Source organism: Zavarzinella formosa DSM 19928 (genome assembly GCF_000255705.1).
Classification (GTDB): Bacteria; Planctomycetota; Planctomycetia; order Gemmatales; family Gemmataceae; genus Zavarzinella; species Zavarzinella formosa.
Genome location: NZ_JH636446.1, coordinates 364,089 through 375,509, shown reverse-complemented (window position 1 = coordinate 375,509; position 11,421 = coordinate 364,089). Strand labels below are relative to the sequence as shown.

The 11,421-nt window shown below is 58.7% G+C and carries 21 protein-coding genes; 1 reads left to right on the top strand and 20 read right to left on the bottom strand.

The genetic code is table 11. The annotated features are described in order from the left end of the window. Positions 1–2 precede the first annotated feature (2 nt). From BGIM_RS0136315 to BGIM_RS54200, 8 genes are all read right to left on the bottom strand, one after another. Positions 3–467 (bottom strand): hypothetical protein, encoded by a 465-nt coding sequence (locus BGIM_RS0136315; RefSeq protein ID WP_020474556.1) that lies wholly within the window; start codon positions 465–467, stop codon positions 3–5. Positions 468–531: 64 nt separating this feature from the next. After that, on the bottom strand, positions 532–1,863 hold the full coding sequence (locus BGIM_RS0136310; RefSeq protein WP_020474555.1) for a phage major capsid protein: 1,332 nt from the start codon (positions 1,861–1,863) through the stop codon (positions 532–534). 1 nt (position 1,864) lies between these two features. Next, complete coding sequence (locus tag BGIM_RS54210) at positions 1,865–2,527, bottom strand: HK97 family phage prohead protease (RefSeq protein WP_020474554.1); 663 nt, start codon at positions 2,525–2,527, stop codon at positions 1,865–1,867. A gap of 22 nt (positions 2,528–2,549) precedes the next feature. Continuing rightward, entirely contained in the window at positions 2,550–3,302 is a 753-nt protein-coding gene (locus BGIM_RS0136300) for a phage minor head protein (RefSeq protein ID WP_020474553.1), read from the bottom strand. After that, positions 3,295–3,471 (bottom strand): hypothetical protein, encoded by a 177-nt coding sequence (locus BGIM_RS65670; RefSeq protein ID WP_020474552.1) that lies wholly within the window; start codon positions 3,469–3,471, stop codon positions 3,295–3,297. The genes BGIM_RS0136300 and BGIM_RS65670 overlap by 8 nt, the downstream gene beginning before the upstream one ends. Continuing rightward, positions 3,468–4,751: a phage portal protein gene (locus BGIM_RS54205; RefSeq protein WP_020474551.1), complete on the bottom strand. Its 1,284-nt coding sequence runs from the start codon at positions 4,749–4,751 to the stop codon at positions 3,468–3,470. The genes BGIM_RS65670 and BGIM_RS54205 overlap by 4 nt, the downstream gene beginning before the upstream one ends. Continuing rightward, on the bottom strand, positions 4,751–6,160 hold the full coding sequence (terL, locus tag BGIM_RS0136285) for a phage terminase large subunit (RefSeq protein WP_020474550.1): 1,410 nt from the start codon (positions 6,158–6,160) through the stop codon (positions 4,751–4,753). Before terL ends, BGIM_RS54205 begins: the two co-directional genes overlap by 1 nt. After that, positions 6,141–6,557: a terminase small subunit gene (locus tag BGIM_RS54200; RefSeq protein WP_020474549.1), complete on the bottom strand. Its 417-nt coding sequence runs from the start codon at positions 6,555–6,557 to the stop codon at positions 6,141–6,143. Before BGIM_RS54200 ends, terL begins: the two co-directional genes overlap by 20 nt. A gap of 164 nt (positions 6,558–6,721) precedes the next feature. On the opposite strand from BGIM_RS54200, the gene BGIM_RS0136275 reads away from it, so the two are divergent. Beyond that, the gene (locus BGIM_RS0136275) at positions 6,722–7,036 is read left to right on the top strand and encodes a carbon storage regulator (protein ID WP_020474548.1); all 315 of its coding nucleotides are present in this window, start codon (positions 6,722–6,724) and stop codon (positions 7,034–7,036) included. A gap of 76 nt (positions 7,037–7,112) precedes the next feature. Here the strand turns inward: BGIM_RS0136275 and BGIM_RS0136270 are convergent, their stop codons facing one another. The 12 genes from BGIM_RS0136270 to BGIM_RS67480 form a co-directional block, all read right to left on the bottom strand. Continuing rightward, entirely contained in the window at positions 7,113–7,655 is a 543-nt protein-coding gene (locus BGIM_RS0136270) for a hypothetical protein (RefSeq protein WP_020474547.1), read from the bottom strand. Between the two features lie 116 nt (positions 7,656–7,771). After that, entirely contained in the window at positions 7,772–8,287 is a 516-nt protein-coding gene (locus BGIM_RS0136265; protein WP_020474546.1) for a hypothetical protein, read from the bottom strand. A gap of 16 nt (positions 8,288–8,303) precedes the next feature. Continuing rightward, complete coding sequence (locus tag BGIM_RS0136260; protein ID WP_029631321.1) at positions 8,304–8,759, bottom strand: hypothetical protein; 456 nt, start codon at positions 8,757–8,759, stop codon at positions 8,304–8,306. A gap of 32 nt (positions 8,760–8,791) precedes the next feature. Then, a complete protein-coding gene (locus BGIM_RS0136255) occupies positions 8,792–8,977 on the bottom strand; it encodes a hypothetical protein (RefSeq protein ID WP_020474544.1) in 186 nt (61 codons plus the stop codon). Further along, a complete protein-coding gene (locus tag BGIM_RS0136250) occupies positions 8,974–9,312 on the bottom strand; it encodes a hypothetical protein (RefSeq protein ID WP_020474543.1) in 339 nt (112 codons plus the stop codon). Before BGIM_RS0136250 ends, BGIM_RS0136255 begins: the two co-directional genes overlap by 4 nt. Beyond that, positions 9,305–9,943, bottom strand: a complete 639-nt coding sequence (locus tag BGIM_RS63870; protein WP_157369677.1) for a DUF551 domain-containing protein — start codon at positions 9,941–9,943, stop codon at positions 9,305–9,307. The genes BGIM_RS0136250 and BGIM_RS63870 overlap by 8 nt, the downstream gene beginning before the upstream one ends. Positions 9,944–10,167: 224 nt before the next feature. Continuing rightward, complete coding sequence (locus BGIM_RS63865) at positions 10,168–10,359, bottom strand: hypothetical protein (protein WP_157369676.1); 192 nt, start codon at positions 10,357–10,359, stop codon at positions 10,168–10,170. A 19-nt stretch (positions 10,360–10,378) separates the two neighbouring features. Beyond that, positions 10,379–10,534 (bottom strand): hypothetical protein, encoded by a 156-nt coding sequence (locus BGIM_RS63860; protein WP_157369675.1) that lies wholly within the window; start codon positions 10,532–10,534, stop codon positions 10,379–10,381. Next, a complete protein-coding gene (locus BGIM_RS65665) occupies positions 10,531–10,671 on the bottom strand; it encodes a hypothetical protein (protein ID WP_020474540.1) in 141 nt (46 codons plus the stop codon). The genes BGIM_RS63860 and BGIM_RS65665 overlap by 4 nt, the downstream gene beginning before the upstream one ends. Continuing rightward, positions 10,668–10,835 (bottom strand): hypothetical protein, encoded by a 168-nt coding sequence (locus tag BGIM_RS63855; protein ID WP_020474539.1) that lies wholly within the window; start codon positions 10,833–10,835, stop codon positions 10,668–10,670. The genes BGIM_RS65665 and BGIM_RS63855 overlap by 4 nt, the downstream gene beginning before the upstream one ends. Beyond that, positions 10,832–11,083 (bottom strand): hypothetical protein, encoded by a 252-nt coding sequence (locus BGIM_RS0136225; protein ID WP_020474538.1) that lies wholly within the window; start codon positions 11,081–11,083, stop codon positions 10,832–10,834. The genes BGIM_RS63855 and BGIM_RS0136225 overlap by 4 nt, the downstream gene beginning before the upstream one ends. After that, positions 11,080–11,256, bottom strand: coding sequence for a hypothetical protein (locus tag BGIM_RS67480; RefSeq protein WP_238537790.1), 177 nt, complete (start codon positions 11,254–11,256; stop codon positions 11,080–11,082). Before BGIM_RS67480 ends, BGIM_RS0136225 begins: the two co-directional genes overlap by 4 nt. Between the last annotated feature and the right edge of the window lie 165 nt (positions 11,257–11,421).

The following is an 11,421-nucleotide window of genomic DNA, read 5'->3' as shown; positions in this document are numbered from 1 at the left end:
GCTTAGGTGTAGGCGTTGGCGGGCTGGGCGCGGTTGCGTCCGCGCAGGCCGAGGATCGCGGTGGACGTCCCGGTGGAATGCGTCCCCGAGAAGTTCAGCTTGCCACGGATGAACCGCTTGGAGCCGCGATAGCCGACGTAGTACGACTGCGAGCAGTCGGAGTTGGCGATGATCGCCTTCACCGTGCCGACGTTGGTGCCGGTGACGTAGTTGGTCAGGTCGGCGTTGGCGACGGCGGAGTAACTGGCGTCTGCGTCGGTGTCGGCCTCCTGCACCTCCAGTTCCAGCTTGTCCGTGCCGGAATAGGTGTCGCCGTTGGCGCCGATCACGAAGATCAGGGCCGCGTCATCGCAGTTTTGCAGGTCAAGGCCCTGGCCGTCGGCGGGGACGGTGTCGGACGTGCGGATCAGCGGCACGAGAAGCGTGCTGACCGCGATGTTGGCGTAAAGGGAAGTATGGTTGGTCATGAGTGAATCCTTTCGTGGGAAAAATGAGGCCGGATGTCGCCACCCGGCCTGTTAAACGGTTGATTTAGGTCGAGATTTTTCCGATGATCGCGGCCTCGAAATTGACGACGCCACCGCCGACCCTTTTCGTGGTGTAGAAGCCAATATTCGGCTTGTCGGTGTAGGGATCGCGCAGCACGCGGATGCCGGAGCGGTCCACGATCTGATAGGCCGCCCGGATGTCGCCGTAGACCATTGCCAGGGCGTTGGTCGTCACGGCGGGCATGTCGGCGGCGAACCACACTGGCTTGCCCATGATCGTCGGCTGCACGCCCAGGTTCTTGTCGAACGTCATGTTGAAGATCGGGTGGCCCTCGCCGTCCTTGATCTTCATCAGGAACGAGTTGCTGGCACGCTGGATCAGGAACACGGCGTTGGACTGGTATGGTTCCTTCAGGGCGTTCTGGAGGTCCACCAACCCGTCGTAGAGGAAGGTGCTGGCCGAGCCGGTGTTGACCTGACGGATTTGCTGGGAGGCCAGGGTGGTGCCGGCGTCATAGCTCAGGATGCCCTTGGGCTTGTTGACGCCGTTGCCCGACACGAAGGCGGTGGCCTCGTCGCGGGCAAACTTGTCCGACACCTTCTGGGCCAGCCAGGCTTCCATGTCGATCCCCGCATCGTCGAGGATCTTCTGGGTGGCCTTCGGGTTGGCGTACAGTTCGTTGACGTAGATTGTCAGCTTGCCAACCGTCGGCGTGCCCGTGGTCGGGCGAGCCGATGTTTCACCGACCCAACCGCTGGAGGCCTCGTCGTTGTCCAGGATCACCTCATAGGTGTCGCTGCCGATGGAGGTCACGGTGGCGAGCTGGCGCATTGGGGAGGACTCGAAAACACGAGTCTGGATGACGCCGCCCATTTCCGGCATGGTCAGATAACCGCCGGACACGTCGCTGTTGACCGACAATGCCTTGATCTCCGGGTCGGCGACGGCTCGCTTTTCGAGGTATTCGCGGAAGCTCTCGCGATTCTCGCTGCCGGTTCGGGAGAACTCGTTGAACAGCTTGTTACGCTTCTCCGACGCCTCTTTGCCCTTGTCTTCGGACGAGCCGGCCGGAACGCGGTTGAAGGCTGTTTTCACGCCATTCAATTCGGCCTCCAGCAGTTTGTGCGAGTCTTTCAGGGACTTCTGCTCGGCCTCGAACGCGGTCTGCTTTTCCAGCAGGGCGTCCTCGGCGGCCTTGCGGGCGGTGCGCTCAGCCTGGCTGTCTTCGGCGACCTTGCCGACGATCTCCTGAATGCGGTTGAATTTCGCCTCGTCGAAAGCGTCGAATTTGCCAACCTTGGCAAGCAGTTCGGATTTGAAAGTCTCCAGGCCGTTCAGGGCCGTTTTGACTTCTTGGGTGAGTTCATGGGTCATGTTACCTCTGTGTGTGAATGGGTTTGTTGTTGAACGTGTTGAGCATGTCGAGAATGTCTCGCATCTCCTTCTCTTCCGGCGTGATGTCGTCAGGCTCCCCCTGATGCAGCGCCTTGAAACCGCGCAGGGCGACGGTGGTCGCGTCCTCGCGGCTGAATCCTGCCTCCCGCAGGAAATCCTCAAACTCACGGAGTGTCTGGGGCATCGCCGCCTTGACCGCCGTGATGATGGCTTGTTCGTTCGCCGGGAACGTCACCAGCGATGTTTCGTAAAGTTTGACTTGCTCCAGACGGCGCGTGCCCTTGCCCTTGTCGAAGCTGGCCTTGGTCGGCGAGTAGCCGATGCTCATCTGGGTGATGGCCCCGCTGCGGACCTCCTCGGCCACGTCACGGCCCAACGTGGTGTTGAGCGTCTTCCCGGCGAGAATCAGCCCCTTGCTGTCCTCGGCTCCGCGTTCCCAGATGCCGGGGATGCGGTGCGGGTCGTGCTGATACAGCATCTTCGGCATGCGGACGACGAGCGAGTCCTTGAACGCGCCGGGCATGACGATGTCGTTCTGGCTGTCGGTGTTGCCGAAAGTGGAGGCGTAGCCTTCGATGGTGGCGACGCCGGTGTCCGAGAACTTCACCTCGAACTCGGTCAGCTCGATGTTCTTGATTTCCATGGGCGAACCTTCCTTGATTCGGTTAATTGGCTTCGGTGAAAATGAGCGCGCAACGGCAGGAAATGACGTTCGCCGGGCTGGCCGACGGGTCGCCGGGCCGGTCCATCATCTCCCCGTCCACGATGAACTTTTCATCCAGGGGAATCGCCTCGCTTCCGGCCATCGCCGCATGGGCGGGACGGGTGCGGTCGTCCAATGTCGGCAGCCATTCCTTGAGCATGGTCACGCCCAGATCACGTTCCGCTGAACGTACACTCTCGACGCTTCCATAGGTGGCTGAGGCGTGCGTTTCGGTGCGGGCGACGAGGGCGGCGCGGTAGGGAGTCAGTTGGCTGACTGAGCGGATGTTTTTGGCGATGGCGGCCACACCGTCCCCGTCGCGGAGGCCGTCAGAGATGGCGTCGATCACCTCGTCGCGGTCGGTGTCGGCGATGTATTTGGCCTTGCGGGTCGATTCCCGCCTGATCCAGTCCTCGGCCAGGGTGGCGAACAAGTCCGTGGCCGATTTCTTCTGGATGTTGCGGCTTTTGACCTGCTTGAGCGCCATGTCCCCGAACACCGGGATGACGCGACGGTAGTGGTTGGTCAAAAGGGTCTGGACGGACCGGGAGTGGGCGATGAACACATGGGCGGCGATGTGGCCGGTGTCCACGTAGGCGTTGGCTGAGTCCCGCAGGAGAACCGAGCGGGCGCGGGCGTAATCAAGACGCAGGCCGCGTTCCATCCGGGTCATGGCCATCAGCCAGGAACGGAGGAGCAGGCGGCGGTCAGTCATTTTCGGTCAGAATGTGCTGGATGTACTCCTGTCCGGCGAAGTTCATGGTCGCCCGAATGAGGTACAAATGTTCATCGCAGAAAAGGATTTCGGTGCGGATGCCGATGTCAAGCGTCGTGAGGCGGTGGTTGCCGAAATCGACGTGGATGACATTGTTTTCCCGGCTCATGGCTTCAGATCGGCCGGGCTGCCCGGTTCCGCCAGATGGACGGAGTTACCGGCCAATTCCAGCGGGATGTCGTTGAACGGCACAAGAACCACATCCCCTCCGTCGATGTCATCAAGTCCCATCTCGCGGCGTTTTTCGTTGATCGTCATGTAAGAGGCGTCGTTGACACGTTTGGCTTTCTCGTTCCGCATTGGCTCCAGGGCCGGGATGCCGGCCTCGTCGTACCAGAGGAACAACCCGTCTCCGTAGAGCGGCGTGAGCCAGCGGTTGAAGGCATCCATGTACATGGACAGAAGCGGGAGGATGGTGTCCGTCCAGAAGGACAGTTTGGCCATTTCGTAATTCGCAAACGTCGAGTCGCCGGGAATGCCGAGCAGTTGGGGCGGCACGCCGAAGGCCAGGGCGATGTCGCGGGCGGCTGAGTGCTTGCCGTTTAGGAAGTCCATTTCCTTCGCATTGAGAGACATCTCCTGCCATTCCAGCCCGCCTTCGAGGAGAAGCGGTCGGCCGGCGTTGGACCCGCCGGAGAACTGGCGGTCGATCATCTCCTTCAGGCGAAGATACTGGTCGTCGGTCAATGTCGTCGGGGTGCCGTCGCCGCCTTTGACGGATAACGCTCCGGAGGGCCGCGCGCCATTCTCAAGCAACCTCTTGTTCCACTTTTGCCCGCCGGTATGGATGTCCACCCCGATGGCGGACGGGTCTAGCGAGGACAGTCCGTACCAAGGCGAAAGCGGGTTGAACGAGCGGATCTGGAGGATTGCCGATTTGCCGGTGATCTGGTCCACGGGGTAGTCGAATTTCGAGTTGGCGTCGGGCCGGTATTCGTACCCTTGCGGAAACAGACCGCGGCCCGGAACGATCTTCACCTTGCCGGGGCTGAGGAGTTGCAATTCACGGGGCGGTTTCTGGCTCTTGTCGAGACCGTTCCCGAAAATGTAGGCGTTGCCCGACAACTGATGGTATGCCGTCATGCCCCCGCAGAACTCCCGCCATGACTGCACGGGGTTGGGGTCGTAGATGAGGTCAAGCAGCGGATGGGACTCGATCTTGGCCAGCTTGCCCGCCCGGTTTTTCTGGTACAGGTGCGGTTCCACCGAGGAGACGGCCGCCGCGATGCGGTTGATGCAGGCGAAGGCCACCACGCACTCGGCGTAACCTTCGCGGGCCAGCTTGTCGAACGCGGCTCCAGACAACGCGCCCTTCCCGCCGATCAGCGAGACGAAGAACGACGCGCTCTTACGCGACGGGGCGGGTGTGTCCTTGCGGAACGGCCACATCAAAGGCTGCGGACGCGGGGAGTGGCGGTCGTGCGGGTGCGGACCCAGTTCAGATATTGCGTCAGCGAATCGACCTGATCGTCATGGGGACTGTTGGGAAAGGTGAGCATTTCGCTTTCAAAGTCGGTGAGCCAGGCGGCTTGCATGGGAAGCGAGACCTTGCCCGCCTCAACCATCGCGGAGACGCCGCTGGCTCGGGTTATCTTGTCCCGGTCCGGCAGGATGCCGATCAGGGGTAATGTCGTGCTTCGTTTCAAGTCCTGGAGCAACTGCTGCCCGCTGGCCTTGTCCTCTATCAGGATGGCATCGGCCCCGAAGGCGTCGGCCTGCTTGACCACAAGGGCCTTTAAGTCGGGATATTCCAGACGCTTCACGAGCACTTGTAGAAGATCGAAGCCGTCTTTTCTTACGCCCCAAGTGGTGCAGCAACTCGGATCGTTCAGTTGTGCGGCCTTGATCGCCGTGTCCCAGCTTTGCACGATCTGATCGTATTCGCCATGGGCCGGTTCGGAATATCGCTTGAACCAGTGGGCCTTGAAGATGCCCCCTTCGGCGGGGGCGGGTCGTTGCTGGTATTGCCCGGCGAATGCGTAGCTTCCCATTGCGGTCTTTTGCCGCTCAATAGCTTCGATGCTCTCCCGTTCGGGATGGAGCAGGTCGCCCGGTTCGCGGGTGATCTTGATCCGGCCAAAGTCGATGAAGGTTTTGGTTTCCGCAATGGCGGGAATGCACAGATGCTCCCATCCTCCCTTGGCCAGCAGATGGCCGGTGAGGTCGTTGGCATGCAATCGCTGCATCACGACCACGATGACGCCGTTTTCCTTGTCATCCAGACGGGTGGAGAATCCCTGGTCGAACCAGGTGTTGGCCTTGGTTCGTTCCGTGTCGGACACGGCTTGGGCGGCGTTCAGGGGATCATCGACGATCAGGAAGCGGCCGCCTTCACCAATGGTCGATGCCCCCACCGAGGTGGCAAAGCGGTGTCCCCTCGCCGTGGTGACGAATTTCTGCTTCTCGTTCTGGTCCCCGGTCAGTTGCGTGGCCGGAAAAATGCGTTTGTACCAATCGGACTGCATCGTGAGACGGCAGTCCATACTATGTTTCAGCGAAAGAATCTGGGCGTAGCTGGCGGCGAGGATGCGCGAACTGGGGTCGTGGCCCAATTCCCAGGCGGGCCAGGCGACGGTGACCGAGATGCTTTTGAGGTAACGAGGCGGGATGTTGATGATGAGCCGCTTGATTTCCCGCCGGGAGCAGGCTTCCAGGTATTCGGCGATCAGGTCGATGTGCCAGTTGTGTTTGTATTCGGCGCCGGGATCGACAGTTGAAAATGCTTTGCGGGTGAAGGCGGCGAGCCGATGCCGAAGCAGCGCGTCAAACGCCTCCCGGTCACTCGGCCTTGCCCGCATACTCGTCGAGAAGGGCCTTGTCGCGTTCAGGCAGGTGGTTGGTGACGTTCACATTCACGGCCGCGTCGTTGGCGAGTCCGGCGAGTTTCGCCTTGCCCATCGTCGCGGAAACCATCGTGTTCGGCTGGGACAGATCGCGGGCCAACTGGCGGGCTTCCTGTAATTCTTCGAGCAGGCTGGCGACGGTTACGTCATGTTTCTTGATCGCTCTTTCCCGCAATTCCTTAACCCTTGCCCCGACCTTGCTGTCAGCCAGCAACCGGGATGCTGCCTCCCAAATCGTCTTGTCAGTCGCCTTCTTGGCGTCGTAGCTCTGCCTGTACGCCTCGCTGGCGTTTCCCAGTTCGATGTACTTGAGGCAGAAGGCTTCCTGCTTGGGTGTGAGCTTGTCAGTCATGAAATTATTTCATTGTGGGCAATCCGGGGCGGCGATGCGGGTCATGCGGATTACGGGATTTTGCCTGATGTAAGGATTTTCGCTGATATGCCGTGTTTTTTGCGGATGCCGGACGGCTCATGATAATCTTGCCTCATTCAGGTTCGCTCACTGAAGGTTGTGAAATGATTATTCTCACCCGCCGACCCGGCGAGGTATTGGTGTTTGACGACTTCCGTCTCACCATCGTCTCGGCCCATGGCGGTCTGGTTCGTCTTAGTCTCGCCAGCAATCGCACACGGCTTGCCTCCGCTGGCGAGATTCGAGTCCCCGGCGAGGGAACCTATGGCATTTTTTACGCCGACAAACTGTCGGATGACACGGTGGATTTGTTCCCCGTGAAGCCGGAATTCATGGAAAAAACGACGGTGCTGCGGGAGGTCGGCATGATGACGGATGGAAGAGCGGAGAAAGATCACAACGGCGCTGTTCACAAGTGATCATTGGGCGTAGGAATCGGCTGAAAATGGTCGGAGCTGTGGCGTGCTCCGAAAACGAGCATGCCACACTTCGCCATCAGGCGCAAGAGTTTATTTGGGCCAACTGCTCGGCCTCCCGTTCCAGAATGCCCTTCTCCTCCTCCCGCACCTCGTCCAGCGCCCCGACGAGCCGGTCAAATGCCGCCAGGTACGTGTGACGGCTGTCCCACACGGCCGTCATGTCATGCCGGGTTTCCGGCGCGTTGCGGCTCATGGCGTGGATGACGGTCTGCTCGGTCGGACCGGCGATCCGGCGGCAGACACGAAGGTAGAGAGTCTCCAGAATGCGGCTGTTGGAACCGCTGAAGAACTCCAGGGCGTAAATGCTGTTCGACTTGTATCCTGTCTGGCGCCGAAAGGTGATCCGCATGTCCATGAGGATCATGGCGTAGCTGCGGTGCAACTCATCAAGGATTCCCCGTTCCACCATCCACCCCAGCAATGAACCGTCCTTGATCGTGGCGTTGGAGATGCGGCCGTCGGAGACGGTGATGTCGAGGTCGCCCTTGTTGGCTCGTTGGGCGTTGATGACGGAGGAATTGCGGGGAAGCCATTGAGAAGAGTCAATTCCGTCAACCATAAACCCCCGAAAAACCCCGTCTGAAGACCGGGGACCACAACATGAAGAGAGTAATCCCCCTTATAGCGCGTTTATACGGCGGGCGCAACCAGATATTGATTTTTGAGACTCGACGCTCATCGCGGATCAATCCCGATCTCCGTCAGGAAAACGCCGTTGTCGTCGGAGTATCGAAAAATGATCCGGACGCCCTTGTCCCGAAAATATGCGTATTTTGGGTTTGTCCGATACATATTCTGCAATTCGGGTCGTGCGGCGGCCGCGAACGCCTCGGCATCGAAGCCCGCCTCCCGCTTGTAATCGACGAGGGTGAAGTTGTATATGATTCGGCGTGACGGCAGCACCCCCATTGAGTCGGCCCGGGTGTCCTTGTCCACCATCATGGGCAAATGCCTGTTGATCTCCTCGGCGGCCCGCACCAACTCTTCTTCGAGCGACAGCTCCGGTCGATTCACGACCCGAACAGGCCGGTCGTCCCACCATGGTTTTGCCTGGAGCACCCACAACACGGCCGCGATCAGGCAGAGCCATCCGACCGATTTGAGATAATTTTTCCGCTCTTCCGTCGGCCCGACCGGTTTGATCGGCGGCTTTTCCAACGGCGGGGCAGACTTGTTCTTGCGTCGGGCCATGTCAAGCTCTCACGATTCAGTCGGTCGTCTTCACTTCGATCTCGGCAAGCAACACGCCCTTGCTGTCCAGGTATTGGGCACGGATTGTTAGGCCGTTCTCCCGAAACTTCTTCAGGCTTGGGTCGGTCCGATACCGTTCCACCAAGGCGAGTCGGTTCTTCTCGGCAAATCCGACGGAGTCGAAGTCTGGTGTCTTAATGAGATCGACGAATTTGTAGATGTTTGTTAGCACCCGGCCGGGGCCTGCCGTTGATCCGATGAGGTTACATTCCTCGGAAATCTTGACCGGGGCCACTTGGTTGACATGATCGACGTGTTGCAGGAGTTCCCGGTCAAATTGTTCGGAAGGCAGGGACACGGTCCGGATCAGGAAGATCGCTCCGAAAACGAGCGCCAAGACGATGGCGAACGTGATGATCGATTTCACCGGGCCGCGACGTGCGGGAGGCAACTCAGGTTGTGGGCTTTCCATCGGCTCAGCTTATCACGATCGGATGTTAAGGGTCATCGCAAAACATCAGAAATTGACATCAGTTGCTCTTTGGTGAACTCGTAGGTGGCGAACCGCTCCCCGCATTTGGGGCATTCCCGGCGACGGAAGCGGAAATACTTGAAGCGACGCTTTCCGGCCTGGCGGTGATCGGGATCGCGGGCGTCGGTGATTTTCGCTTTGGGATGCTTGCAGGTCATTTGGACGGGGTGCAATCGACGAACGTGACGTTGATCCCGCATTCCTTGAACATCCTTGATACCAAACAATTGCTGGAAGATTCATCTTGATTCCTCGCAAACTTTTGGGGATAGTTCGCCTCAATAAATCCGTGGAGGTCGGCTGGGTTAGTCAGGGCCACGCGGATGAGTTGGTCAAGGTCTTCGGCCAACCCCTGTTTTTCCGCCAACGCCTCCGCTTCTTGCAGACCGTCGAGCAGTTCATCGCCGCCCGGAAGACCGATCACCAGCCTGCCTGCCAGTTGGTACAGGTCGGCCAGTTTTTGGGACAGGGGTGTGATTTCAGGATCAAGCATTGCCGCACTTCATCTGCTTCTTGATTGCTGCGATGGCTGCTTCCGCTGCGCATTCGACAGAAACGGTAATTGTGGCCGATGGCAGAGAGCTATTGGATACGGTGTCAATGATCGGAAACATTGCCTTTGCAGCCACCATTATCATCTCCGGCCTATCCAACACCTCCAAGACGGATGATGCGGGAGTACAGAATATTTCCTGGCATTGCCGTATTGCCTCATCAAAACCGCAACGAAAAGCTTTTTGATTTTTCGCAAACGCCTCATTGATTTCATCCGCAGAATAATCATAGCGCATCTTTGCAAGTCGCTCACCCACCCCGCCGTGCTCCTCGGATGGAGGCAGAGGCAGTGGCATCCAGTGGGTAGGAGGATGAAGATAGACATATCCATTGCTCCATTTTCCATGCTCATATGATCCAGTGGCATGCCAGCGCTCTCCAGTGGCAAGCTGTGGGCTAAACCCGGTCAACAGAACCCAATCCCCGTCTTTCGGAGCCGATTCAATTGCCCGCCACCATGACTGGTTGATGGATGAAGGTGGGGAAGTACGGGTGTTCCAGGCGGCTTGCCACATTTTCCAATCAAACTGAGTAAAAACAGAGAGGTATTTTTCCTCGGCAAAATCCATTCTCGCGCAAGGTTCACGCCTCAATAGCTCTGACTCAAACGCCTCACGGCATTCATCGCTGACGGGCAGCTCGGATGTGGATGGAAGGACTTGGTCCAAACGAGCAGCTTCACCACTGGCAGGGAGAGAATGTTTGCCTGTGCCTGACTGAGAACAGATAGACCGCCAATAATGGACATTTTTTCCGCAAAATGCACATATGGGAGAGATGTTTGGGGGATTGGTCATTGGCCGCAGCCTTTCGGCTTTCCATCGACATCCACCAAGACCGCAGCGCCCGTGGGGAACTGCACATACAGAACGTGAGTTTCTTCAACGCACACCAGACTGTAGCCAGTGATGTAGCCGATCTGTCTGTTGACCCATCCGCAGGCGGTCAAGGTCAGTAACGTGGCCATCAAGAGAGTTATTCGCATCGTTCGCCTTTCTGGTTGGTCATTGGGGTAACTCCTCATCCCAAACCCGCCCGCAATTTCGGCATCGCTTCACCACGGTGCCGCTGTCACGGAACAGTTCGCGGGCGTCCACATGCCTTGCCTGACGCCCCTGCTCACCGAGGAGCGGGTTGTTCTTTGTGCAAATGTGCCTCATGTCCTCTCCTTCTCCTGTGTCATTTCCCGAAAGACGCTGGCCACAAGAAACGGCGTGGTTGCCAGGAAGGTGATGGTCACCACAGATGCGTAGCCAAGCAGCACGCTGGAGGCGGGGAGGGCGTGTTTGTCGGTCATGGCTGTTCCTCAAATCGGAATAACCCGCGCCATTTCTCGGTAATCTGACCGGATTTGATCAGGTTGTCCTCCGCCTCGCGGGGATTGGACGCCTCGATAAAGCCAACCCTCTTCCCGGCCGGAAGGCATCCATTTCCGCTGGTGAGGATGTTAAACTTGGTCATGGCTTCCTCGCCAGTTTCTGCGCGTTCTTGTGCTTTGCGGCCTGCTCGGCGTGGAACAGGTTCACTTCGTGGGCGATGAGGGCCATATCGCGGTCGGTGGTGCATGCCGTCCCGGCGAGACGGCGACGGATGTTCGACGGATGGATTCGAGTCAGGCGGGCCAGTTTGGACACGCCCCCGTCTCCTCGTTCGTCGTTGAGGGATTTGATGATGGCACGGAGCCAGATGCGGCGTTCGTCCTGGGTCATACAAGCGAATCCAAAAACTGAATTAGATCGGTGGTGGCGGCTCTGAGACAGGCAATGACAGCAACCACCGCAAGCGCTTTGTCTAACCCACTGAATTCAGCCCAAAGTTCCCATCCGATAACTGGCCAAAATACTGATCCCAGCAATCCTACCACTCCAAGAAACGTACTCATTCAGCCTCCTTGCTGTTATTCTCCCAACCGTAGCGCGGTACGCTCGTCCGTGCAAGCGGTTTCTTCGCATCTCCATGCTTAGTGGCAAAAACGGGGATGCAGATGGGAATTGAGCAGTCTGAAATGCCTTTGCAGGCGACTAACTTCCCATTCGCCCGCCGGCAC